The following is a 23733-nucleotide window of genomic DNA, read 5'->3' on the forward strand; positions in this document are numbered from 1 at the left end:
GCACCAGGGTCTTAGGAAAGAATAAATTAACACGATTTTGTGTTTGAAGACGGTACGGTAATCATGGTTACGCAGACATCTCCTTTCGTCGTCGCCGACATCGGCGGCACCAATGCCCGTTTCGGTCTGGTCACCGGCAAAACAGACGGCCGTTTCGATATCGCCTATCAGGAACGTTTCCCCTCCGGCGATTTTGCCGACATGCAGGCCCTGGTGGCCCATTACCTGGCGCTGGTGGCCGACCATGCCCCCAAGCATGTCTGCCTGGCCGTAGCCGGCCCTGTGGGTGGCGATGAAGTCCACCTGACCAACCTGGATTGGCGCTTTTCCATCAATGAGCTGCGCCAGGCCCTGGGGCTGGTGCAGCTGGAAGTGATCAACGACTTCGTCGCCTATGCCAACTCCATTCCGCTGCTGCCGCCCCAGGCCCTGGTGCAGGTCCGTGACGGCAAGCCGGTGGAAACGGCCCCCATAGCGGTACTGGGGCCCGGCACCGGCCTGGGTGTGGCCAGCCTTGTCCCCAACGGTAAGGGCGGCTGGAGTGCCATCGGCTGCGAAGGGGGCCATATTGCCCTGGGCGCCGCCACCGAGCAGCAGCGCCAGGTACTGTCCGCCCTGGCCGAAGACCTGGATTTTGTCTCCGCCGAGCGGGCCCTGTCCGGCTCCGGCCTGCCCAACCTGTACCGGGCCGTGGCCAAGGTCAAGGGCGACGTGCCCAAGGCCCTGACGTCTGCCGACATCAGCGAGATGGCCTTGGACGGTGACCCCACCTGCTTTGAAACCCTGAGCCTGTTCTGTGAATGGCTGGGGGGCGTGGCTTCCGACATCGCTCTGGCCCAGGGCGCCCGGGGCGGCCTCTACCTGGGGGGCGGCATACTGCCGCGCTTCTTGGAGTTCTTCCTCAAAAGCCGCTTTGTGGACGGCTTTACCCAAAAAGGGGTGATGACGGGCTATCTGTCTGATGTCCCAGTTTATCTGGCCATAGAGACCCATTCCGCCCTGACCGGAGCGGCGGCCTGGCTGGAATCTCATAAGATTTAATTATCAACTTTATAAGTTGAATATATTTTATTGATGCTACTGCCGGCCTTTATCATGTGCCCCTCAACACCCTCGAGGAGCTGTCATGATAGAGGTCGGTACCAAAGCCTTCTGGCGCGCAACCCTGGCCATGAGCCTGGGATCCTTCCTGATCTTCGCCAACCTCTATTTCACCCAGCCCCTGCTGCCGCTGCTGGCCGCCGAGTTTGACGTTTCGCCCCTGACCGCCTCCTACAGCTTTACCCTGTCCACCCTGATGCTGGGGCTGTCCCTGCTGCTGTATGGGCCCCTGTCCGACGCCCTGGGCCGGCGGGCCATCATAGTGGCCACCCTGGTGGGCGCCGTGCTCTGCACCTTGGCCCTGTCCCAGGTGCACAGTTTCGGGGCGCTGCTGGTGCTAAGGGCCTTGCAGGGCTTTTTCCTGGGGGGGCTGCCGGCCATCGCCATTGCCTACCTGGGGGATGAGATGACCAAGCGAGCCCTGGTGTCGGCGGTGGGGCTCTATATCAGCGCCAACAGCCTGGGGGGGATCAGTGGCCGGCTGATGGGGGGCTTTTTGGCCGACACCCTGGGCTGGCAGGCGGGCTTTGGGGTGCTGGGGCTGGCCAGCCTGGCGCTGCTGGCGGTGTTCTTGTGGCTGTTGCCCCCCAGCCAGCATTTCAGCCCCAAGCCCCTACACCCCAAGCGCATGGTCGCCGACCTGCTGGGTCACCTGAGGAACCGGCTACTGCTGGTGAGCTTTGCCATAGGGGGGCTTAATTTCTTTATCTTCGTCAACCAGTACAGCTTCCTGACCTTCAGGTTGTCGGACGCCCCCTACAACCTGCCGGCCCGCTACCTGGGGCTGCTGTTTTTGACCTATCTGTCCGGCACCCTGGGCTCGGCCCTGTCCGGGCGCCTGGCCGGGCGCTTTAGCCAGCCGGTGGTGATGATGCTGGGTATAGGGCTGATGATGCTGGGCAGCCTGGTGAGCCTGGCCGAGGGGCTTTGGGTGATCATGCTGGGCTTTTTATTCAGCGCCTTTGGCTTTTTCCTGTGCCATGCCAACGCATCGAGCTGGGTCAGCCACAACGCCGACAAGGCCAAGGCCAGCGCCTCTTCCCTGTATCTGGTGTTCTACTACCTGGGGGCCAGCCTGGGGGGGCTTTACCTGGCGCCCTTCTGGCACCATGGCCAGTGGCTGGGGGTGGTGCTGGGGTCCCTGCTGGTGCTGGCGCTAACCTTCAGCCTCTGCCTGCTGCTGCGCCATTGGAGCAGCCAACACGGCACCCTGGCCGTTAGTAGCTGAAGTAAGAGCCCGCTTTACGCGGCGCCATGTGCAGTAAGAATTGACCTGTGCGGCTGTCCAGCAGCTCTCTTACTGGGTGAAAACCCTGCTGCTTAAAATAGCTGTGACCATCCTGGGCCGATGTCATCAGTTGCACTTCCAATTGTGGACAACGGCTTTGGGCGTAGGCTAATAGGGCTTTTCCTATTCCCTTTCCCCTGGCGGTGTTGCTGACGCACAGCGCCTTTACTTGCCGCTGTTCTGTGGTGATGAAGCCCTGTATCCCTTCTTGCTCATAAAGCCAGGTTTGGCTTTGGGGCAGCAGCTGCTGGGCAACCCATTGTATTTCTTGGTCCCAGTCTTGTCCCGGCGTCAAAGCCAGGCCGGCTTGCTGCCAAAGAGCCAACACGGCTTCAATATCTTGGGGGGTGTCGATACTGCGGATCACCTGTTCATCCTAGTTGAACGCGAAGACAGACATGCTAAGTAGCCATGCCAGGTCAACCAAGGGGCCAAGCGGCCAACGGTTGGCCGGAGGCGACATAGCCGTTAAAACCTGGTTAAGTCGATGAGGGCATGGGCTTGCAATAAAAAGACAACGTTGTCATTTTGTTGAAGTATTGCAACAAGGTGGCCCTATGACAACGCCTCAGCCCCAACGCCTGCTTTGTGTCGACGCCTTGCGCGGCTTCGACATGTTTTGGATCTTGGGGGGAGAGCTGCTGTTTGCCGCTCTCTTTACCTGGACCGGTGCCGGCATCTGGCACAGCCTGGCGGGCCAGATGGCCCATTCCGACTGGCACGGCTTGACCGCCTATGACGGTATCTTCCCGCTCTTTATCTTCCTGTCCGGGGTGACCCTGGGGCTGGCGGACAAGCGGGCCTCGGCCCTTGGCGGCGGCGCGCGCCGGGCCCTCTATCGCAGTGCCCTGCGCCGGCTGTTACTGCTGTTGTTGCTCGGGGTGCTCTACAACCACGGCTGGGGCACCGGCCTGCCGGGGCATTGGGACGAGGTGCGCTATGCCTCGGTGCTGGGGCGTATCGGCCTGGCCTGGTTTGTGGCGGCCATGCTGGTCTGGCATTGCCGGCCCAAGGTCTGGCAGGGGGTGGCTCTGGCCATCTTGCTGGGCTACTGGGCATTGCTGGCCGGGCACCTTGATAACCCGGCCGCCACCCCCAACGCCTGGGTCGATGGCCACTGGCTGCCCGGCATCCATTACCGGCAGATGCCCGCCGACCCCGAAGGGTTGCTCTCTACCCTGCCGGCTGTGGTCAATGCCCTATTGGGGGTAGTGGCGGGGGGGCTTTTGCGCAGTCCTCGCCAGCCCTGGTCAAAGGCGGTGCTGCTGGCGGCCCTGGGGCTGGGGCTGTTGGCCCTGGGATATCTTTGGAGCCTGGTGTTTCCCCTTAACAAGACCCTCTGGACCTCCAGCTTCGTGCTGGTCACCAGCGGCTGGAGCGCCTTGCTGTTGGCCCTTTTCTACGTGCTTATCGATCTGTTGCGGCTGCGCTGGCTGGGGCTGGCCTTTGCCGTGATCGGCGCCAACGCCATCGCGATTTATCTTGCCTCCAGCCTGGTGGACTGGCCCTATGTCGCCGCTAGCCTCTTTGGCCAGTGGCTGGCGGCGCTCGGCCCTTCGGCCCAACCTTTAGGGGCGGCCCTGGCGCTGTTGGCGGTGCAATGGCTGGTGCTGGCCTGGCTTTATAAGCGGCAGATCTTTATCAAGGTCTGATATAAGAAAAACTGGGGCAAAAGGGGCAAAAAGACTGGCCTGAACATCACCGCTTTGTCACGGAGCTTTTCTAAGCTGTGCGCCGTTGATTGGTGATTGGCGCTTATGGGAGCCCGTGATGAAAAAGTCTCTGTTTGCCCTGTTCGGTATGATGCTGTGTGGCCAGGTCCTGGCCGATGACGTGACCTACTCCAACGAAGAATACTGTGCCATCCGCTACCAGGTGACCCAAAGCCACCTGGCTGCCTACGCTGACAAGCTGGGTTATGCCCCCAGCGACAAGGAATGTCGCCTGCTGCAAATCAAAGACCTTAACGGCGATAAGGCAGCCTGGGACTTCCAGGGCAACAGGCCTTATGCCGGTTCTGTGATGCGCCTGCCGGTGGCGGTGGTGGTCAAGCTGCGCGACATGACCCCGGCCCAACGCGCCGAGGCCCTGTCAGCCCATTAAGGCAGCTGGTAGAGGGCTTTTAAACGCGGCAGGTTCTTGGGACCTGCCGCTTTGTTTTGGGGGTAGTCCTGAGCGCTGGGGTCCCTGCCCACCAGGGCTTGATATTGGCGCTGGGCTTCGCGCTCCAGGCGCAGCTCCATGGCTTTGAGCTCCTGGTAGCGCTCTTGGCTGACCTCGCCCTTAAGGCTGTGGCGAAGGGCCCTGTAGGGTGCCAGCCACTGGGCTTGGATACGGCGGCTCTCACTCAGCAGCGCCAGCCAGGTGGCCTGCTCCAGGTACAGTTCTTCCTCGTCCAGCCAGGCCGCCAGCAGGTAGAGGTTCAGGTCCAGCTCGTGGCTTTGCTGCCAGGCCAGCAATTGCTTTTCCCATTGGGGATAGACCAGCAGGCAGTAATCCCAGAAGGTCTCGCTCATGCAAACTGTTCCTCAAAGGCGCTGTCCAGGCCCTCAAGCTCTTCGGACAGGGCCATCCATTCCATTTCCACTGCATCCAGCTCGGCCTTGGCATCCCCTTGCTCCTTAAGGAGCCGGGTCAGCTCGGCCTTGTTGGCCGCTTCGTAGATATCGGCTTCCCCCAGGCGACCCTCGATGGTGGCCAGCTTGTCACCGAGGCTGGCCATGGTTTTGTCGAGCTTTTCAATTTTTTGCTTAAGGGGCCGGGTCTTGGTGCGGTGCTCGGCCTCCAGGCGCTTGCGGTCCTTGCGGGACTGGGCCGAGTTGTCCTTGCCGGCGCCGTTGTCGCTGGCCGGGCTGGCTGCCTTTTCCCGGTCTTTTAGCCACTTGTGGTAGTCGTCCAGATCGCCGTCAAAAGGCGCCACCTCCCCGTGGGAGACCCGCAGGAAGGTGTCGGTGGTGGTGCGCAGCAGGTGGCGGTCGTGAGAGACGATGACCATGGCGCCGTCAAAATCCTGCAGGGCCAGGGTCAGGGCCTCGCGCATCTCCAGGTCCAGGTGGTTGGTGGGTTCGTCCAGCAGCAGAAGGTTGGGGCGCTGCCAGACGATAAGGGCCAGGGCCAGGCGCGCCTTCTCGCCACCGGAGAAGGGGGCTATGGGCTCCAGGGCCTTGTCGCCACGAAAACCGAAATGGCCGAGAAAATCGCGCAGCTCCTGCTCCCGTACTTGCGGCGCCAGGCGCTGCAGGTGCAAGAGCGCCGAGGCGTTGGCGTCCAGGTATTCCAACTGGTGCTGGGCAAAATAGCCCACCTTCAGGCCCTGGGCCGGTACCAGCTCGCCACTTTGCGGGGCAAGGCCGCCAGCCAGGAATTTAATGAGGGTGGATTTACCGGCGCCGTTGGGGCCCAACAGGCCAATGCGCTCACCGGGTTGTAGCCGCAGGCTGACATTACTGAGGATTTGCTTGTCGCCGTAACCCAGGCTCACTTTGTCGATGGCCAGCAGCGGCGAGGGCAGGGTGGCGGCGTTTTCAAAGACAAAGGAGAAGGGCGAGTCCACGTGGGCCGCTTGCAGCTCTTCCATCCGTTCCAGAGCCTTGATGCGGCTTTGGGCCTGGCGGGCCTTGGTGGCCTTGGCTTTGAAGCGGTCGATAAAGCTTTGCAGGTGGGCGCGCTGAGCCTGCTGGCGCTCGAACATGGCCTGCTGCTGGGCCAGGCGGGCGGCGCGCTGGCGTTCGAAGCTCTCGTAGTTGCCGGTGTAGCTGTTGAGCTTCTGGTGCTCCACATGGCAGATGTGGGTGACCACGTCGTCGAGAAAATCCCGGTCGTGGGAAATGAGCAGCAAGGTGCCCTTGTAGCTGGTCAGCCAGTCGGCCAGCCAGAACACCGCATCGAGATCCAAGTGGTTGGTGGGTTCGTCCAGCAGCAACAGATCTGAGGGGCAGATCAGCGCCTGGGCCAGGTTAAGGCGCATCCGCCAGCCGCCCGAGAAGGACGACACCGGCCGCAGCTCGTCACCGCCGGCAAAGCCCAAACCGTGCATCAGGGCGCCGGCCCGGGCGCGAATGTCGTAGCCGCCGGCCTGCTCCATGTCGCCCATGATGCGGGCCATGGCGTCGCCGTCGTTGTGCGCCTGAGCGGTGGCCAGTTTGGCCTCCAGGGCCCGGTAATGGGCGTCGCCGTCAATCACATAATCGATGGCGGGGCGCTCAAGGGCCGGGGTTTCCTGCTTGACCGAGGCAATGGTCCAGTTGGCGGGCAGCTTGACGTCGCCGCCATCCACCTCCAGCTCGCCGCGCAGCAGCGCAAAGAGGGTGGACTTGCCACAGCCATTGGCGCCTACCAGGCCCACCCTGTGGCCGGCGTGTACGGTAAGGGCGGCGCCGTCGAAGAGTTTCTGGCCGCCGCGGATCAATTGCAGGTCTTGAAGGTGTATCATGTGCGGTCTACATCTGCCGTGATGTCGGCAATCCTACTAGGTTGGAAGTCAGTATGGCAAAGCGTCGTTTCATCGCCGGGGCCAAGTGCCCGCAGTGCGAGCAGCAAGACAGCATTCAGCTCATCATTGAAAACAACGTCGAGCGTATCGAGTGCGTGTCCTGCGGCTATAAGCAGACCCAGACCAGCCGCGACGCCGAAGGCGCCGCCAAGGGCGACAAGGAAAGCATCATCGGGCTGTTTAAACCCGAATAAGGGCGCCGGCGGCGCCCTTTTCAATAATGGGGAGGCGGGGTTTCTTCGTGCTCGCCGGCAATGTTACTGCCCTGGGCACTCTTGAGCTTCCTGGCCATCAGCGCCAGCTGCTCCCGCTGCTTTTCCACCAGCCGCTGCAGGCTGGCCATCTCGTCCGACAGCTCCTGTAGGGCTATCTCTTGAAAGGCCAGGCGGCTTTCCAGATCGTTAAGGCGTTCTTCACTCATCCGTCTTCTCCAGCGGCCAGGCCTCCAATAAGCCGGCGGAGCTTACCGAATAGACCCTGTCCTTGGCAAAGGCCGTGGCATAGACCACCGCCGAGCGCGGCCGGTAATCCTCTGCAACCCCCACTTGGCGCTGCCAGAGCCGCTGGCCGCTTTCCAGGTTCCACAGGATCAACTGGCGGCCCGGGCCACCGGTGAGTAGCCGTTTGCCGTCGCCGCTGAAACGGGCGCTGGTAAAGAGCTCCTGCTTGGCCTTGGTGGCTAACCGGGTTTTCACCTGGCCGCTCCGGATATCCCAGATAAGGGCGTTGTTGTCGGCATCTTCCACAAAGGCATAGCGGCCGTCCTGAGTCAGGGCCACCAACACCACTCGTCCTTCGGCCGGGAAGGGGCGTTGCACCTGACCGGTCTGGGTGTTCCAGAGCATTGCCCTGTGGTCGTTGCCGCCGGACAGCACATAAAGGCCATTGGCGGACATGGCGATGGAATTGACCTTCTCGCTATGGCCCAAGAACTCCAGGCGCCGCCCGGAGATGCGGTTAAGGTGCACTATCACGCCATCGGCCCTGGCAAAGGCGATGAAATTGCCGCCATTGGACACCGCCACATCCCTCAGGCTGTGCACCTGGCTGGTGCCGGGTTGGTCCACTCTGGGGGCGCCGCTGTAACTGCCGGCCTGCCAGTAACCGAGGTTTTCACCGTCGGCGGTTCGCCACAAGGCGAGGCGGGTCTGGTCGGCGGTCACCAGGTAGGCGCCGTTCTCGGAAAAACGGGTCAGGGTGACCGGCAGGGGCTGGGCGGGCAGCCGTTCGTCCGGCTTGTAGCCGCCCCGGGTCAAGGCTGCTTGGTCGGGAGGTGCCACGTTCATCTGCAGCCGGTAGCGGGGGGCCTGGGTTTTCAGATCCCAGACCACCACCCCCTCGGGGTCGCCGCTGACCGCCGCCAGGTCACCCTGTACCGACAGATCGGCACCATAGGCCCCGTTGCCGACCAGCTGCCAGCTGGCCAGGGACGGGGATTGGGGGCTGCAACCAAACAGCAGCACAACACAAAACAAAAGGACTCTGGGCATGGATTTAATAATGCAAGATTTTGTGTTTAGTATAAGGACTTTACCAAAGACGAAAGGGGATGGCCCCTTTCACTGAAGGAGTGACTATGAAGCCCTGGTTCAAGCTGGCGGTGATCCCTGCTTTCGTTCTGGCAGTGACAGCCTGTCAACAACAAGAAGAAAAGACTGACCAAGCTGCCGCACAGGTCAAGCTGGAAACCGACGAGGCCAAGCAGGCTTATGCCATCGGTGCCAGCATTGCCGAGTACATCCGCACCACCATGGACAAGCAGGAAGAGCTGGGCATCAGCCTGGACAAAGAGCTGGTGATCGCGGGCTTCAGCGACGGTATCCACGACAAGAACCAACTGGACAAGGACACCATCACCGCCCAGCTGCAGGCCCTGGACAAGACCGCTTCCGAGAAGCTGGCCGCCAAGTCCAAGGAAGAAGCCGAAAAGAACAAGACCGATGGTGAGAAATACCTGGCCGAAAACGCCAAGAAAGACGGCGTGAAGGTCACCGATTCCGGCCTGCAGTACGAAGTGCTGACCGAAGGCACCGGCGAGCATCCCAAGGCTACCGACCGCGTTACCGTCAACTACAAGGGTACCCTCACCGACGGTACCCAGTTCGACAGCTCCTATGACCGTGGCGAGCCCATTACTTTCGCCCTCAACCGCGTTATTCCCGGTTGGACCGAAGGCGTACAGCTGATGACCGTTGGCTCCAAGTACCGCTTCGTGATCCCCTCCGAGCTGGCTTACGGTGAGCGCGACATGCAGACCATTCCCCCTAACTCCGTGCTGGTGTTCGAAGTGGAACTGCTGGGCATCGACAAGGGCGAGCAGGCCAAACCTGAAGCCTCCGACAAGTAAGTTGATTTGTTAATAAAAACCGGCCTTGATGGCCGGTTTTTTTACGTTGTTGTGGGTGGCAAAAAGGAACCACACTTCGTTTAAGGATGAATAGGAAATGTGTGATGAGTTTGTCCATCAAGTCGGTGGTGTTGGGTCTGATTGCTTTACTGGTGGTACTGCTTGGTACCTGGCAACTGGTCAACAGCCGCCAGGTGCAGCTTTTTGGGGAGCTGGTCAACAGGGTGGATACCGACCAGAAGGTGATAGCCCTGACCTTCGACGACGGCCCGGCCCCGGGCAATACCGAGGCGGTCCTGACGATGCTGGCCGCCGAGGACGTCAAAGCCACTTTCTTCCTGGTGGGCAGCGCCATGGAGCTGCACCCCAGGGAAACCATGCTGATTGCCAATGCCGGCCATGAGATTGGCAACCACTCCTACAGCCACCAGCGCATGGTGCTGATGTCTCCTGGCGCCGTGCGCGAAGAGTTGGAACGCACCGACGCCCTGATCCGCCAAAGCGGCTACCAGGGCCCCATCCTGTTCAGGCCCCCTTACGGCAAGAAGTTCGTCATGCTGCCCTGGTACCTGTCGCACCGTGACATGACCTCTGTCACCTGGGACCTGGAGCCGGAAAGCCATGGCGACATCGCCGGCAACAGCCAGGCCATCACCCGTTATGTACTGGACAAGGCCAAACCCGGCTCCATCCTGCTGCTGCACGTGATGTTCCGCTCCCGCCAGGCCTCCCTGGACGCCGTGCCCGGCATCATCGAGGGCCTTAAGGCCAAGGGCTATCGTTTGGTGACGGTGTCAGAGTTGCTGGCGTTAAGGCCCTGATAAAAAAGCCCCGCAGAGCGGGGCTTTTTTTAGCCATCAAATGTCGCGGCAGTCGGTCCAGGTGAGCCCCGCCTGCTTTTGAAAGTCCACCAGGGCCGGCAGGTTGGCCAAGGCCTTGGGGTGGATGTCGTGGTAGAGAATGATACCGCTGCGCCACAGCAGCATCAGGGTGATCACCCTGTCCTGGACCTGTTGGTTGTCGAGCTTGCGGTTCCAGTCCTGGCTGTCGATATTCCACAGCATCACCCCTTCATCCCGCTCAGCCAGGCTTTCCAGCAGCGCCGGTTGGCGCTGGCCGTAAGGGGGGCGGAACCAGTGGTGGCCTTTTTGCGGCAACTCGGCCAGCAGCTTGCGGGTGTCGGCCAGGGACTGGGCCCAGCCGTCCCAGCGCTGGTGGCTCTTATGCTGGTAACCATGGGAGCCCACGCACTGGTTGGCGTAAAAATCCTTACCGGGTTTAACGGCGGCCAGCCTTTCCCCCAGGGCGAAAAACTGGGCATGCAGGCCCTTGCCTTCAAGGGCGCTGACCAGTTGGGCACTGCGGTTGTCACCCTTGACGGTGCTGGACGGACCGTCGTCGTAGCTCAGCAGGAAGTGGCCGTCGGCCTGGTTAAAGCCACTTCGTTCCAGTTCGTCCAACTCACCGGCCCCCAGGGGTAATACTTCGCTGGTTACCCGGCCAAAGAGGGCGGCCAGACGCACCTGCTCGTAGAGGTAACGCTGGTGAAAGGCCTGGCTTGCCTGCTGCCAGGCGCCAAGGCTGTTGTCATGGGGTTGTTGGCTGGCGGCCACCAGGGCTTCCCAGCTTTTGGCGTCCTGGCATTGGTGGCAGGCCATGGCGTAGTTGCCCTGTAGGCGCAGCTGGGTCAGCTCGCGCCATTGCTGGACGCTGGCCATGTCCGGGTTGTCCACCTGGGTAAAGGCGGTGACGGCGGCGGCATCATCCAAGGGGGTGGCTGCCAGCAGCCGGGTAAATTGGCGGATCTCCGCCGCCGAGGCCTGGTCAAAGGCGCTGCGGCTGTCGATAGCCTGGGGCCAGAGCTGGCGGTCCAGGGTGGCGACCTTGGCGGGGCCGGCGGCCCAGGCTTGGGGCAGGGTCAGCAGGGCCAAGGCGGCGATAAAATAAGAGCGCATCTGTCGTCCTTTTCTTGTGCGTGGAAAGAAAAAACCCCGCCGAAGCGGGGCTTGGGATCAGTGCAGTTTCTGCTCCATCCGTTCTATGCCTTTGTCGTAGGCGCTGTGGGCGCGCAGGGACTTGGCTTTACGGTAGCTGTCGAGGGCATCCTGCCACTGGCCTTTGGCCTCGTAGATACGGGCGATGTTGTAGTAGCTGCTGGCCTGGACCCTGTCCTTGCTCTTGCCGCTGGCCAGTTCGATGGCCTTGCGGTTGGCCCACAGGGCTTCGGCGGTGCGGTCCAGTTTCTGGTAGGTCAGGCCCAGGTTGCTGTAGGCCTGGCCGAAGTTGGGATAGAGGTTGATGGCGTCTTGGAAGCGGTACATGGCGCCCATCAGATCCTGCTGGTGATAGAGCTTCTCACCCTGGGTGTTGTAGCGCTTGGCTTGCTGGATGTCGGCGCTGCTGACCAGGTTCTGGGGGTCAAAGCTGTCGCTTGCCAGCAGGTCCTTGAGGTAGGCATCCAGGCCCTGGGGGGTCAGGTTCTTGTAGCTGTTGATGTCCTGGAAGGCACCGTTCTCGTCGATGCCGAACACCAGCCAGCTGTTGCCGTTTTTACCGGGCTGAGGCCGGTAGGTGCGGACCAGGGTCTGGCCTACATAGAGCTGAACGCTGGCTTGGCTGTCGGCCATGGCGCGGGCAATGGTACCGCTGGCATTGCTGAAGTCATGGACGGCGTAGATGTATTTCTTGCCTTGCTGCTTCTTGCTGACGGTGATGGTCTCGGGGCCATAGGAGGTGGTGTCGTCCACGTCCAGATTGGCTTGGCGGCCGTTTTTCTTGGCGAAATAAATATGACTGCCGGGGAAGGCCATGTGGGAGTCCAGATCCTTGGGCGAGGCGCCCCAGGTCAGTACCACCCGCAGGCCGTCCAGGTTGTCCATCACCGGGGACAAGGCATAGGTGAAGCCGTCGCAAGGGCAACGTACTACCAGGGTGGAGTAGCCTTCCTTGTCTATGATCATGGTGGTGTCGGCATCATCGGAGATCTGGGCGCTGGCCTGGCCGGCGGTGTTGCTGGTGGCGCGTTGGGAGCTTTCACCATTGCGCTGCCAGGTGATCTTGGCGTCGGCCAGTTTCTGATCCTTGACCACGGCGCTCAGCACTTTGACGTTGACGCTGTCGGCGGCCTGGGCAGGCAGACCCATGATACCGGCCAACAACAGGGCCGGGAGTCCAAAATACGGCTTCATGTACATGTCCTTTGAATGTGTCGGTGAATCTGGGCTGCACTCCGCCTTCCAGGCGAAGTTGGCAGGCACAAGAGTCTAGCGACAATAACAGGGGATAACTACGGTCAAGGGCGGGAAATTTTCCGGCCCCAAGAAGGCAAGTCACTGTAACGCATTGCTTTTGGAGGGAGCCTGGCAGGTAAAGATAAAGGCCGATACTGAAGGTGGGGGGCCATTTGGACGCCTTTTGGCTAGGTGGCCCTTTTACTCCAGGTGTTGTCCATGGCCTTACTGCGTATCCTGCTGCTACCGCTATTGCTGGTGGGTTGTGCCAGCCAACCTTTCCACTACAGCCAAACCCCCACGCCTCTGGTTCAGGGCCAGAGCCAGTATTTCGTCGGTGCCGTGCGCATCAAACTGGTCAATGGCCCAGGTGGCGACCCCGACAACCTGGACTTTGCCGACCAGCAGCAGCTGACCCGCCACTTCACCGCTTTGCTGAAAGCCAACCTGGCCAAAGGCAAGCAGTTGGCCGCCCGGCTGGCGGATGCCGACGCGGTGCTGGAGCTGGACATGGAATATGTACGGCACTTCAACTTCGGTGGGCGCAGCCTCAACAAACCGGAGGTGTCCTTTTCCGCCTACCTGCTCAGCCCCGACCACAGCTTACGGCCCCTGGCTGATTTCAGGGTGGCCCGCTTTACCACCCGCTATCCCCAGCCCCAAGACGCCGAGATCAACGCCGAGATCGCCGCCTACCGCTGGGATGACAAGGATGAACCCCGGGATCTGGCGCTGATCGCCCAGTCCATCGCCGAGGACTTGGCAAGGGTAGGGGATTAGCAGAGTGAGCCAGCCTTCCGCTTGAATATGCAAATGGGAATGATTATCATGCGCTGATTCTTGTCGGGACCACTCCCGGGCTCCAGCAATACCCAGAGGTTGCAGGGCCGGCCTGGAGCGGCCCTGTCGCCGTTATGGGATAAAAGATCATGCTGCGCAAAACCCCCCTTACCCTGGCCCTTTCTGCTTTGCTGGGCAGCCTACCGGCCCTGGCCGACGACGTTGAGCACCTGCAAGTCACAGGTAGCCAGATACAAAAGGCCAACACCGCCACCGGCCTGCCCCTGTCACAGCGGGAGACACCCCAGTCCCTGACCGTGATGGACCAGGACCTGCTGCAAGATTTCAACCTCGACACCCTGGTCAAGGTGCTGGAATTCACCCCTGGGGTGACGGTGGAAAAGGTGGAAACCGACAGGACCTATTTCACGTCCCGGGGTTTTGAAATCAACAATTTCCAGTTGGATGGCCTAGGGGCACCCTTCTATTCCAACGTGGTGAACGGCGATACCGACATGAGCCTGTTTGAGCGGGTGGAAGTGGTGCGCGGTGCCGCCGGCCTGATGGCGGGGGTCGGTAACCCCTCTGCTACCGTCAACCTGGTACGCAAGCGTCCTACCGCCGAAACCCAGGGGCAGGTGACCCTGAGCCTGGGCCGCTGGGACAACTACCAGGGTGAGTTGGACCTGTCTGGCCCCCTGGCTGAGGGGCTACGTGGCCGCTTTGTGGCCAGCCACAGCGACAACCACTCCTATATCGATGATTACAGCAAGACCCTTTCCTCGGTCTACGGGGTATTGGAGGCCGATCTGGGGCTGGATACCCTGCTGACCCTGGGGGCCAACTACCAGGAAGGCAAGCCCAAGTCTCCCATGTGGGGCGCCCTGACGCTGGTCTATACCGACGGCTCGGCCACCCATTTTGACCGCTCGTCCAACACCTCGGCCGATTGGGCCTACTGGAACAGCTACAACACCCAGGCCTTTGCCGAGCTCAAGCACCAGTTTGGCAACGGCTGGAACGGCAAGCTGGTCTATGAATACCGAAAATCGACCCAGAACAGCGACCTCTTCTATGTGTATGGCACCATCGAACCCCAAACCAATGTAGGGTTGACCGGGTACGCCAGCCGTTACGACCTGGACTCCAAAGCCCAGCAGCTGGACGCCTCGGTCACCGGCCAATACCGCCTGCTGGGACGCAGCCACGACTTGACCTTCGGCGCCAGTTGGGTCCGTAACGAACTGACCGACCTGTCCCTGTACGATTTCACCAATGGCTTCCCGCCCATCGGCGACTTTACCCAGTGGCACGGCCAGGCTCCTTATCCAAATCTGGTGGAAGGGGCTACCGGCTCCGACATCGACGACACCCAAAAAGCCCTTTATGGCGCCACCCGCCTACACCTGACCGACCGGCTGGCGCTCATAGGCGGTGGCCGCCTGATCCGCTACAAAAGTGCCGGCGACAGCTATGGTGCCAACAAAGGCAGCGAGGTGAAGGACAAGCTGGTGCCCTACGGCGGCCTGGTTTTTGACCTCAGCCAGAGCCTGTCTCTCTATGGCAGCTACAGCGAGACCTTCCAGGCCCAGGCCGAGCAGGACATCGACCAGCGCCGCCTGGGGCCCACCGAAGGCAAGAGCCTGGAAGGGGGCGTCAAGGGTGACTGGTTCCACGGTGGCCTCAATGCCAGCCTGGCGCTATTTAAAAACCAATACGACAACCTGGCCCAGAGCCTTGGTCAGAACGGCCAGGGGCGCACTTACTACCAGGGCTTCGATTATGAATCCAAAGGGGTAGAGGCTCAGCTCTCCGGCCAGCTGACCGACGAGGTCAAGGTGCTGCTGGGTTACACCCAGTTGAAGATCGAAGGGCAGGACGGCCAAGAAGCCCGCCGTTACATTCCCAAGCAAAGTGCCAAGGCCTTGGTCAGCTACAATCCCCAGGCATTGGATGCCCTGCGCCTGGGGGCCAGCCTGCGTTGGCAGTCCAAGGTCTTTGTGGATGTGGTGGCCGACAGTACCCCGGACGGGGATCTCATCAGCCGTGTCACCCAGGGCGCCTACGGCATCTACGGCCTCTTTGCCCAATACCAACTCAGCCCCAGGTTGCGCCTGGCCCTGAACCTGGACAACCTCACCGACAAGCACTATTACAGCAGCCTGATGTGGGACCAGGCCTTCTACGGCAGTCCCCGTAGTTACAACCTGTCCCTGTCCTGGGATATCTAAGCCCATCAGAGCCGCCGCCGGGCGGCTTTTTTTTTGCAGAAATTGGGCTCCTGAGCCGCTTTGTGGTAGAAATGCCCGCCTATCTCGCTACAAGGATGTTTTTATGAATAAAACCATCGCCCGTATCTGCCTCATCTTTGGTGCCTTGGGATTAATCATGTCCCTGGCCGCAGGCTACCTGGCCTGGAGTAAGGTGCAGTTTATCGAGGGCGCACAGCAGGTTGAAGGTGAGGTGATAGACCTGCACCAATCCCGCTCCAGCGGCAGCAGTTCCAGCAGCTATTACCCCGAGATCCTCTATGTCACCCAAAGCGGTGAAGCCCTTACCCATGTCAGCAGCACCGGTTCCAGTCCGCCGGCCTACGATATCGGGGAGCGGGTACCTGTCTATTACGATCCCAAGAACCCGCGTAAGGTCGAGTACGGCAGCGGCTTCTCCCTTTACGGCGCAGCCATCATCCTGGGAATACTGGGTGGTACCTTCCTGATACCTGCCCTGGTATGGCTGGTGGTGACCAGGCGCAGCGCCGGGCGCATCAAGCGCCTGAAGGAAAGCGGCCACAAGGTGCTGGCGGACATCAAGGCGGTTGAAGAGGACGGGCGCATCTCCGTCAACGGCCGCTTCCCCTATCTGATCGTAGCCCAATGGCAGGACCCCAAAACCCAGCTGGTATACCGTTTCACCAGCGACCAGCTTTGGTTTGATCCCAGCGATTTCCTGGACAGGGACCAGGTGGCGGTACTGATAGATCCGGCCAACCCCAGTTGCCACTGGATGGACATCGGCTTCTTACCCAAGCAAGCCTGAGCCGAAGAGCCGCCCTGAGGGCGGCTTTTTTATGAGCATATTGAGCAGGTTAAAGGCGCTCCTTGTGAGCGCCGCTTTCCTTTAGGGCAAGCTTATTCTCGGCGGCCGCGACGATCCCCATCGCCAGCGGCCCCTGGACCTTGGGTCCGGCCCTAGCAAGGATGTGTCATGAAAACCTCGACCCTGCTTACCTACCTGTTCAGCCTGCTGTGCCTGGCCCTGATGGGGGTTGGCTACGGCTTCTATTACAACTCGGCCCGTTTTATCGACAGGGCCACCGAGACTCAGGGCACAGTGGTGGAACTGGTGCGCTCGCGCAGCGCCATGCCCCTCAACTACCACCCGGTGGTGGTCTTTACCGATGCCTTCAACCGCACTGTGGAATTCCAGGCCCGCCAGGGCAGCAATCCGGCTCGCTTCAAGCGTGGCGACAAGGTGACCTTGCTTTACGATCTCAATGAGCCCCAGCAGGCCAAGCTCAAGGATTTCAGCGGTTTTTGGGGCGCCGCCATCGGCTTTAGCGCCGCCGGCCTGGGCTTTGGCCTCTTGGCCGCCGGCATGGCCCTGTCGGCTATGCTGGCCCAGCGCCGGGAAAGCCGGCTCAAGGTACATGGCCTGCCGATACTGGCGCGCTTTGTGCGGGTCGAACCCAATATGTCGACCCTGGTGGAGGGGCGCCATCCCTTTCAGATAGTGTTAAAGTGGCAACATCCTGAGACCGACCAGGTCCGGACCTTCCGCAGCGACGACCTGTGGTTCAACCCTAATCCCTATATCGAAAGCGCCAAGCTGACGGTGAAACTGGACCGCAAGAACCCCAGCCGCTACTGGGTGGATACCGGTTTCCTGCCGCAAAAGCTGCTGGCCAACAGCAGGCCCAAGAGCCTGCGCTGACCCTGACAAGGAGCGTTTATGCCGGTTACCCCCCTTTATGCAGCCTTGCTGGCCGTCCTCTTTTTGGTGTTGAGCATTGCCACCATCAAAGGTCGCCAGCGCAACAGGGTCTCCCTGGGGGACGGCGGCCATAGCGACCTGGCCAGGGCCATCAGGGTGCATGGCAACTTTGCCGAGTATGTTCCCATGACCCTGGTGCTGATGCTGGCCCTGGAAAGCCTCAATGGCCCCAGCCCCTGGCTGCACCTGCCCGGCCTCTTGCTGCTGGCCGGGCGCGCCGTCCATGCCTTCGGGGTCAGCCAGCAACAGGAAAAACTGGTGTTCAGGGTTGCCGGCATGATGATGACCTTTCTCGCCATGGTCCTATGCATTATCGGCATAGGGGCTCGTTACCTGCTGGCCCTGGCCTGACTCCAAAGCCCACCGCCAGGTGGGCTTTTTTGTGCTTGGCGGCGTCACCAGCGCCCTCTATGCTCCCAGGCCTGATTGGCGCCTTGGGCGCCTCTTGCCGTAGGAGAGCAGATGTCCATAAGGGCGATTAGCGAAGATGACTGGCCGGCGCTGATGGCGGTGCAGGCCGCTTGCTACCATGCCGTTACCCCAGAGCCTTTGGCGGTGCTGCAAAGCAAGTGGCAAAGCTCTCCCCAAACCTGCCTGGCCTGGGCCGGGGCCGACAATCAGTTGTTGGGATATGTGCTGGCGTACCCCTGGGACGGGCAGGCATTGCCTGAGCTGAGCAAGGTATCAACCCCGGCCGGCGGCCAGGAGCTGTACCTGCATGATCTGGCCCTGGCGCCCGCCGCCAGGGGGCAGGGGGCGGCCCGGGCCTTGGCCGGACAACTGTTGCAATTGGCCAAGCGCCAAGGCTTTCGGCGGGTCACCCTGGTGTCTATCCAGGGCTCGGAGCGGTTCTGGGAAAGTTGTGGCTTCGACGCCACCAAACAACCTGCCCCGGCCAGTTACGGTGGCCAGGCTCTGGTGATGGTGCAGAACCTTTAAGTGTTCTGCTGGCTTAGGAAGGCGTCTATGACTTCCTGGCCGGTCAGGCGCTTGGCAGCGTCATCAAAGCGATAATAGCCCGGGGCGTCGTCCACGAAGATGTGCTCGTGCATCTTGGCCTTGGGTACCTGGTCCAAGCTGCCAATGGATACCGCCCAGTTGGTGTCGTCTTTGCCTTTAAGGCGCCAGAACAGGTTGGTGCCGCAGCAGTGGCAAAACCCCCTCTCGCCCCATTCGGAAGCGCTGTACCAGCTAAGGCCTTCGCTTTCGGCCAGGGTTACGCCCTTGTCGAAGTGAAAGCACAGGAAAGGGCCGCTGGACCAGCGCCGGCACATGCTGCAATGGCAGGCACTGATCTTGGCGCCGTCGGCCAGGTCTCCTTCAAAGCGCACCGAGCCGCACAGGCAGCCCCCTTTGATGGCCGCCGTCATGCGGGCTGACTCTGGTGTTGATGGAGGGTGGCGATCAGCTTGTCTTCCAGTTCAAAGCGCTGCTCAAGCACTTCTCCCAGGCTGGACAGATCCCCGTCCAGCTCCAACAGCCGGTCTTCATCTTCCAAGTCTTGGTACTTGTCGTTGAAGTCCAGTATGAACTGGGTGGTATCGGTGATCTTGGGGTAGACGCGGTTGGCCAGGGCCAGGCTTTCATCACCGCGTTTTTCGCAGCGGGATACCACCTGTTCGAAAATTTCGAAGTGGCCCGCCGAGACGTAATCGAGCAAAATGGCGCAGAAGTTTTCCAGCTGTGCGGCCTCGGGCAGAGGCGAACGGCCATTGGGAGCGTGGGTAGCCAGCTTGCAATAGCTGACCAAAACCTGCTGGCGGGTAGCAAGCCAGCGATCGATGACGTCGCTGGTTCCGCCCCATTTTTCTTTGGCTTGTTCGAGTTGGGTGAACATAACGGTCTCCCTTCAGTTGCCGATGGCGGGTACGGCTGCCATGTCCCTATCATCTAATGAAAAGGGGGGCAGGGATCAACACTTTTCCACAAGGAAACCAACATGTCCGAGCTGTACCTGACATTGCAAAGCCATCAAACCGAGGCGGTCTGGCTGCTGGTCCGAGGGGAACAACTCTGGTTCCTGGACGGTGCGCTGCCCCAGGGAACCAAAACTGTATTACCCCCCTTCGAGGCCGAAGGGCCTGCGGTATTGGTGGGGCAATGGCAGGGTCGCCCGGCCCTGATGCTGGAATGGCCGGAGCGCCACCAAGACCCTAAATTCGGTGAGTTTGGCGGTCTGCGCCCCTTGTTGATGCCGGGTCAGGAAGCCCTTTTTCAACTGGCCGGCCGCGGCGTGCAGTTGGCCAACTTCTTCCGCACCCACCGCTATTGCGGCCAGTGCGGTGCGCGGATGCGGGTAGTGCAGGAAGAGATAGCCACCCACTGTGACCGCTGCCAGCACCGTTGCTACCCCAGGTTGTCGCCGTCCATGATAGTGGCGGTAAAAAAAGGCCGGCAGCTGCTGCTGGGCAGTTCTCCTCGCCACAAGAACGGCATGTATTCCACCCTGGCCGGTTTTACCGAGCCGGGAGAAAGCATGGAAGAGACGGTACGCCGGGAAGTGATGGAAGAGGTGGGCCTGGAGGTCACCAATATCCGTTATGTCTGCTCCCAGAACTGGCCCTTTCCCCACTCCATGATGGTGGGCTTTATCGCCGACTACCACAGTGGCGACATCCAGATCGATCCCCTGGAACTGACCGACGCCCAATGGTTTGACCTGGACGCTCTGCCGTTGATCCCCCCCGCAGGCACCATAGCCCGGCGTTTGATTGACCAGGCCATCGACGAGATCGAAAAAGAGCGCTGAGGTGCTTTTTTCTGCCAAGGGGAAGCTGGCCCGCTTTGCCGGGCTGGCCATTGCAGGTATGATTTGCCAATGCAAATCGTTCTCATAAACAAATGTCCAAGAAGCTGACCCAACGCCTGAGTTTTCGCCTTCACCAATGGCTTGGCCTGGCCAGTGCCGCCGTACTGTTGGTGGTGGGCCTGACCGGGGCCTTACTGGCCCTGGAAGACCAGATAACCGATGCCTGGCCCAAGACCCCCCTAAAGGTCAGTGGCGCACCCCTGACGCCGCCCCAATTGGCGCCGCACCTGGAGATGCCAGGCAAGATCCTCAGTCGTATCTACCTGGAGAGCGATCCTGCCTCACCCGGGCGGGCCATGTACCTGGACGACAGTCCCCAGGGATTTTCCTTCCAAAGCTTCAACCCCTACACCGGGGAGCTGCTGGGCCCAAGGCCCGCCATCGAAGAGTTTTTCGCCGACGTCATGGCCCTGCACCGCTGGTTGCTGATCCCCCGTTCCGTGGGCAGCCTTATCACCGGTACTGCCGCCTTGATGGCCATAGGGCTGCTGATTGCCGGCATTATTCGCCGTGCCCCGGACAAGCTGTCCAGCCTCAAGGGGTGGCTGGCCTGGAAAAAGGGGGCCAAGGGCCGCCATGCCCTCTGGCAGTTCCATGCCTTGCTGGGCACCTGGTTTTTTATTCCGCTGCTGCTGATGGCCCTGACCGGCCCCTGGTTCGCCTTCGACTGGTACCGCCAGGGACTGACCCAAATGTTGGGTTCTGGCCAGGGGTCTGGGCCTGTCCAGAGCCAAGGCCGTGAAGTGAACCTGGACGCCGCCTGGCAGGGCTTTTTGTCCGTCAAGCCGGACGGCCAATACCTGCGCTGGATGATGCCAAGGGGCCCGAGGGGCGCCATCACCGTGCTCTACCTGGAGGCGGACGCCCCCCATCACCACGCCTATTCACGGCTGAGCCTGGACGCCGGTAGCGGCGCGCTGCTGCACCAACAGCGTTATTCCGACCTCCAGGGCGGCGACTACTGGCTGGCCAATATCTATGCCCTGCATACCGGCCTCTATTTTGGGCTGCCGGGTCGCATCATCTGGTCCCTGGCCGGCCTGGCGTTCGGCTCCTTCGCCGTGACCGGCGTCTGGCTCTTCTTCAACCGCCGGGCCCGTCCCAAGGACAAGGCGCTGGGCCCGGCCCAGACCCTTATCACCTATGCCAGCCAGAGCGGCACCGCCGCCGCCCAGGGCCAACGCCTCAAGGGTTGGTTGGACAGCCAGGGCCATGGTGCCCACCTCAAGGCCCTCGGCAACCTGGCCCCGGCCCAGTTGGCCGCCTACCAACAAGTGTTGGTGTTGGCTTCCACCTACGGTGAAGGGGAGCCACCGGACAGCGCCCTGGGATTCCAGCAGCAACTGGCCCAGGCCCAGGTGCCCCTGGACGGCCTGAAAGTGGGGGTATGGGCCTTCGGCGCCAGCCAATACCAGCAGTTTTGTGCCTTTGGCCATTGGCTGGCCGAGCGTTTCGGGCAGTTGGGTGCCGAATTGCTGCTGCCGGTGACCGAGGTGGACAGGGGCGCCGAGCACAGCATCCGTCAATGGAGCCAGGCCCTGGCCGAGAAGTTGTCCCTGGGCGGCCATATGAGCGAAGCCCATTGGCAGCAGGCCGAGCTGATCGGCAACCAATGCCTCAATCCCGGCTCCATCAGGGCGGTGCACGATATTCGGTTGGCCTTGCCTGGGCACTACCAGCCGGGGGATCTGTTGGAACTGCTGCCGGTGCGAAGCGAAGGAGAGCTCAGGGCCGCTGCCCTCGCCGCCGGCCAGGACCCGGATGCGCCGGTTAGCCTGAGCGGGGACATCCAACCCCTGTGGCAGGCCCTTGACCAACTGGAATGGCAGGGCCCTCAAGGGCCGGATGCCCAGGCCTGGGTGGATAGCCTGGCGCCCCTGGCACCGCGCAGCTACTCCATTGCCAGCCACCAGGGCCCGGTACGGCTGATGGTGCGCCATGTCATCAAGGATGACGGCAGTACCGGCTTGGCCTCTGGCCAGCTCTGCCAGGGGGCGGTGGGCCAGCATTTCAAGACCAGGCTCAAGGGCCATGGCAGCTTCAGGCTGCCCGAAGACCCGGCGCCGCTGGTATTGCTGGGGGCCGGTACCGGCCTGGCTCCTTACCTGGGATTCTTGGCACAGCTGCGGGCCCAGGGGCGCCAAGGCCAGGCCTGGCTGCTCTTTGGTGAGCGCCAGCCAGGCCAGGATTATTACTACCAGGACGAGCTTGAAGCCTTCCTGGCTGACGGCACCCTGGCAAGGCTCGATCTGGCCTGGTCCCGCTCTGACGGCCGCTACGTGCAGCAAGCCCTGGCCCAGGCGCTGCCCCAGTTGGACCAGGTCCTGGCCCAGGGCGCCCATCTCTATGTCTGCGGCGCCATCGACGGCATAGGCAAAGGGGTGCACCAGGTACTGCTGGAACACCTGGGAGAGGCGGGGGTGGCTGCCCTGGTCACAGCCGGTCGTTACCATCGGGATTTGTATTGATTTCTGGCAAGGTATCGGGGGCAACTGCTGCTACAATGCGCGCGTTGTGAACCAAGAGGCGGCACTATGCGCGAGCTGAAAAACGATCGTTACCTCAAGGCCCTGATGCGCCAACCGGTAGACCAGACCCCGGTGTGGATGATGCGCCAGGCAGGGCGGTACCTGCCGGAATACAAGGCCACCCGCGCCGAAGCCGGCAGCTTCATGGATCTGTGCAAGAACACCGAGCTTGCCTGCGAGGTGACCTTGCAGCCGCTGCGCCGCTTCCCTTTGGATGCGGCCATCCTCTTCTCCGACATCCTGACCATTCCCGACGCCATGGGCCTTGGCCTCTACTTCGAAACAGGCGAAGGCCCCAAGTTTGAGCGCCCCATCCAGAGCGCCGCCGACATCCAGGCCCTGCCGGTACCGGACCCGGAGCAGGAGCTGGGCTACGTCATGGACGCAGTGCGGGCCATTCGCGCCGCCCTTGACGGCCAGGTGCCCCTTATCGGCTTTTCCGGCAGCCCCTGGACCCTGGCCACCTACATGGTGGAAGGGGGCCCTACCAAGACCTTCTCCAAGATCAAAAAGCTGATCTTCAGCGAGCCGGCCCTGGCCCATGCCATGCTGGGCAAGCTGGCCGAGTCGGTCACCCTCTACCTCAACGCCCAGATCAAGGCCGGGGCCCAGGCGGTGCAGATCTTCGATACCTGGGGCGGTGTGCTGTCCGGCCCGGCTTATCGGGAGTTTTCCCTACGCTACATGGAGCAGATCGTCTCCGGCCTTATCCGCGAGCACGAAGGGCGCAAGGTGCCGGTGGTGCTGTTCACCAAGGGCGGTGGCCTGTGGCTGGAAGACATCGCCGCCACCGGCTGCGACGCCGTTGGCCTGGACTGGACAGTGGACCTGGGTGATGCCCGCCGCCGTATCGGCGACAAGGTCGCCCTGCAGGGCAACATGGACCCGTCCATGCTCTACGCGCCGCCAGCGGCGATCGAGCAGGAAGTGGGGCGCATACTGCACAGCTTCGGTGAGGGCCCTGGCCACGTATTCAACCTGGGCCACGGCATCCATCCCGACGTGGATCCGGCCCATGCCGGCGCCTTTATCGAGGCCGTCGGACGACTGTCCCGCCCCTACCACAAGTAACCCCCCTGTAGCCCCCGCCAGCCGGGGGCTATTTGCTTGACTGACGTTTGTTTTCTCGCCAATTCCTGCCGATACTCAAGATCCCACAGGGAAC

General features: G+C 61.6%; 25 protein-coding genes. 16 read left to right on the top strand and 9 right to left on the bottom strand.

Features of this window, described 5'->3' with window-relative positions; translation table 11 throughout:
• Positions 1 to 63: 63 nt before the first annotated feature.
• Together glk and B3C1_RS03120 are read left to right on the top strand one after the other, a co-directional pair.
• Positions 64 to 1041, top strand: coding sequence for a glucokinase (glk, locus tag B3C1_RS03115; RefSeq protein WP_035480983.1), 978 nt, complete (start codon positions 64 to 66; stop codon positions 1039 to 1041).
• An 85-nt stretch (positions 1042 to 1126) separates the two neighbouring features.
• Positions 1127 to 2329 carry an MFS transporter gene (locus B3C1_RS03120; protein ID WP_008482847.1) on the top strand — a complete coding sequence of 401 codons (1203 nt, stop codon included), beginning with the start codon at positions 1127 to 1129 and terminating at the stop codon, positions 2327 to 2329.
• Here B3C1_RS03120 and B3C1_RS03125 read toward each other — a convergent pair.
• Positions 2319 to 2756 carry a GNAT family N-acetyltransferase gene (locus B3C1_RS03125; protein ID WP_008482849.1) on the bottom strand — a complete coding sequence of 146 codons (438 nt, stop codon included), beginning with the start codon at positions 2754 to 2756 and terminating at the stop codon, positions 2319 to 2321. The genes B3C1_RS03120 and B3C1_RS03125 overlap by 11 nt on opposite strands.
• Positions 2757 to 2946: 190 nt before the next feature.
• On the opposite strand from B3C1_RS03125, the gene nagX reads away from it, so the two are divergent.
• Positions 2947 to 4041 (top strand): transmembrane glucosamine N-acetyltransferase NagX, encoded by a 1095-nt coding sequence (gene nagX / locus B3C1_RS03130; RefSeq protein WP_008482850.1) that lies wholly within the window; start codon positions 2947 to 2949, stop codon positions 4039 to 4041.
• Positions 4042 to 4159: 118 nt separating this feature from the next.
• Complete coding sequence (locus B3C1_RS03135; protein WP_008482851.1) at positions 4160 to 4492, top strand: hypothetical protein; 333 nt, start codon at positions 4160 to 4162, stop codon at positions 4490 to 4492.
• On the opposite strand, the gene B3C1_RS03140 is transcribed toward B3C1_RS03135, so the two are convergent.
• Positions 4489 to 4905 carry a DUF2390 domain-containing protein gene (locus tag B3C1_RS03140; RefSeq protein WP_008482852.1) on the bottom strand — a complete coding sequence of 139 codons (417 nt, stop codon included), beginning with the start codon at positions 4903 to 4905 and terminating at the stop codon, positions 4489 to 4491. The genes B3C1_RS03135 and B3C1_RS03140 overlap by 4 nt on opposite strands.
• Positions 4902 to 6821 (bottom strand): ABC transporter ATP-binding protein, encoded by a 1920-nt coding sequence (locus B3C1_RS03145; protein WP_008482853.1) that lies wholly within the window; start codon positions 6819 to 6821, stop codon positions 4902 to 4904. Before B3C1_RS03145 ends, B3C1_RS03140 begins: the two co-directional genes overlap by 4 nt.
• A gap of 53 nt (positions 6822 to 6874) precedes the next feature.
• Here B3C1_RS03145 and B3C1_RS03150 point away from each other — a divergent pair, with 53 nt between their 5' ends.
• Positions 6875 to 7075, top strand: a complete 201-nt coding sequence (locus B3C1_RS03150) for a YheV family putative zinc ribbon protein (RefSeq protein ID WP_008482854.1) — start codon at positions 6875 to 6877, stop codon at positions 7073 to 7075.
• A gap of 20 nt (positions 7076 to 7095) precedes the next feature.
• Here B3C1_RS03150 and B3C1_RS03155 read toward each other — a convergent pair whose 3' ends face one another.
• Both B3C1_RS03155 and B3C1_RS03160 read right to left on the bottom strand, forming a co-directional pair.
• On the bottom strand, positions 7096 to 7302 hold the full coding sequence (locus B3C1_RS03155; protein ID WP_008482855.1) for a SlyX family protein: 207 nt from the start codon (positions 7300 to 7302) through the stop codon (positions 7096 to 7098).
• Positions 7295 to 8371 carry a WD40 repeat domain-containing protein gene (locus B3C1_RS03160; RefSeq protein ID WP_035480938.1) on the bottom strand — a complete coding sequence of 359 codons (1077 nt, stop codon included), beginning with the start codon at positions 8369 to 8371 and terminating at the stop codon, positions 7295 to 7297. The genes B3C1_RS03155 and B3C1_RS03160 overlap by 8 nt, the downstream gene beginning before the upstream one ends.
• 86 nt (positions 8372 to 8457) lie before the next feature.
• Here B3C1_RS03160 and fkpA point away from each other — a divergent pair, with 86 nt between their 5' ends.
• Together fkpA and B3C1_RS03170 are read left to right on the top strand one after the other, a co-directional pair.
• Positions 8458 to 9228: an FKBP-type peptidyl-prolyl cis-trans isomerase gene (gene fkpA, locus B3C1_RS03165; protein ID WP_008482858.1), complete on the top strand. Its 771-nt coding sequence runs from the start codon at positions 8458 to 8460 to the stop codon at positions 9226 to 9228.
• A 104-nt stretch (positions 9229 to 9332) separates the two neighbouring features.
• The gene (locus B3C1_RS03170; protein ID WP_008482859.1) at positions 9333 to 10049 is read left to right on the top strand and encodes a polysaccharide deacetylase family protein; all 717 of its coding nucleotides are present in this window, start codon (positions 9333 to 9335) and stop codon (positions 10047 to 10049) included.
• A 36-nt stretch (positions 10050 to 10085) separates the two neighbouring features.
• On the opposite strand, the gene B3C1_RS03175 is transcribed toward B3C1_RS03170, so the two are convergent.
• Together B3C1_RS03175 and B3C1_RS03180 are read right to left on the bottom strand one after the other, a co-directional pair.
• Positions 10086 to 11183, bottom strand: a complete 1098-nt coding sequence (locus tag B3C1_RS03175; protein WP_008482860.1) for a polysaccharide deacetylase family protein — start codon at positions 11181 to 11183, stop codon at positions 10086 to 10088.
• A 57-nt stretch (positions 11184 to 11240) separates the two neighbouring features.
• Positions 11241 to 12416, bottom strand: a complete 1176-nt coding sequence (locus B3C1_RS03180; RefSeq protein WP_008482861.1) for a YfaP family protein — start codon at positions 12414 to 12416, stop codon at positions 11241 to 11243.
• A 261-nt stretch (positions 12417 to 12677) separates the two neighbouring features.
• On the opposite strand from B3C1_RS03180, the gene B3C1_RS03185 reads away from it, so the two are divergent.
• From B3C1_RS03185 to B3C1_RS03210, 6 genes are all read left to right on the top strand, one after another.
• Entirely contained in the window at positions 12678 to 13238 is a 561-nt protein-coding gene (locus tag B3C1_RS03185; RefSeq protein ID WP_008482863.1) for a hypothetical protein, read from the top strand.
• A gap of 149 nt (positions 13239 to 13387) precedes the next feature.
• Entirely contained in the window at positions 13388 to 15469 is a 2082-nt protein-coding gene (locus B3C1_RS03190; RefSeq protein ID WP_008482864.1) for a TonB-dependent siderophore receptor, read from the top strand.
• A 103-nt stretch (positions 15470 to 15572) separates the two neighbouring features.
• The gene (locus tag B3C1_RS03195; RefSeq protein ID WP_008482865.1) at positions 15573 to 16277 is read left to right on the top strand and encodes a DUF3592 domain-containing protein; all 705 of its coding nucleotides are present in this window, start codon (positions 15573 to 15575) and stop codon (positions 16275 to 16277) included.
• Between the two features lie 168 nt (positions 16278 to 16445).
• Entirely contained in the window at positions 16446 to 17171 is a 726-nt protein-coding gene (locus tag B3C1_RS03200) for a DUF3592 domain-containing protein (protein ID WP_008482866.1), read from the top strand.
• Between the two features lie 18 nt (positions 17172 to 17189).
• Positions 17190 to 17582, top strand: a complete 393-nt coding sequence (locus B3C1_RS03205; RefSeq protein WP_008482867.1) for an MAPEG family protein — start codon at positions 17190 to 17192, stop codon at positions 17580 to 17582.
• Between the two features lie 111 nt (positions 17583 to 17693).
• Positions 17694 to 18170, top strand: coding sequence for a GNAT family N-acetyltransferase (locus B3C1_RS03210; protein WP_008482868.1), 477 nt, complete (start codon positions 17694 to 17696; stop codon positions 18168 to 18170).
• Here the strand turns inward: B3C1_RS03210 and B3C1_RS03215 are convergent.
• Together B3C1_RS03215 and B3C1_RS03220 are read right to left on the bottom strand one after the other, a co-directional pair.
• Complete coding sequence (locus tag B3C1_RS03215; RefSeq protein ID WP_008482870.1) at positions 18167 to 18601, bottom strand: GFA family protein; 435 nt, start codon at positions 18599 to 18601, stop codon at positions 18167 to 18169. The genes B3C1_RS03210 and B3C1_RS03215 overlap by 4 nt on opposite strands.
• Positions 18598 to 19068, bottom strand: a complete 471-nt coding sequence (locus B3C1_RS03220) for an Rsd/AlgQ family anti-sigma factor (RefSeq protein WP_008482871.1) — start codon at positions 19066 to 19068, stop codon at positions 18598 to 18600. The genes B3C1_RS03215 and B3C1_RS03220 overlap by 4 nt, the downstream gene beginning before the upstream one ends.
• Positions 19069 to 19170: 102 nt before the next feature.
• On the opposite strand from B3C1_RS03220, the gene nudC reads away from it, so the two are divergent.
• From nudC to hemE, 3 genes are all read left to right on the top strand, one after another.
• On the top strand, positions 19171 to 19980 hold the full coding sequence (gene nudC / locus B3C1_RS03225; RefSeq protein ID WP_008482873.1) for an NAD(+) diphosphatase: 810 nt from the start codon (positions 19171 to 19173) through the stop codon (positions 19978 to 19980).
• A 92-nt stretch (positions 19981 to 20072) separates the two neighbouring features.
• Positions 20073 to 22508 (top strand): PepSY domain-containing protein, encoded by a 2436-nt coding sequence (locus tag B3C1_RS03230; RefSeq protein WP_008482874.1) that lies wholly within the window; start codon positions 20073 to 20075, stop codon positions 22506 to 22508.
• A gap of 66 nt (positions 22509 to 22574) precedes the next feature.
• On the top strand, positions 22575 to 23639 hold the full coding sequence (gene hemE / locus B3C1_RS03235; RefSeq protein ID WP_008482875.1) for a uroporphyrinogen decarboxylase: 1065 nt from the start codon (positions 22575 to 22577) through the stop codon (positions 23637 to 23639).
• Positions 23640 to 23733: the final 94 nt, after the last annotated feature.

It is taken from the genome of Gallaecimonas xiamenensis 3-C-1 (assembly GCF_000299915.1).
Classification (GTDB): Bacteria; Pseudomonadota; Gammaproteobacteria; order Enterobacterales; family Gallaecimonadaceae; genus Gallaecimonas; species Gallaecimonas xiamenensis.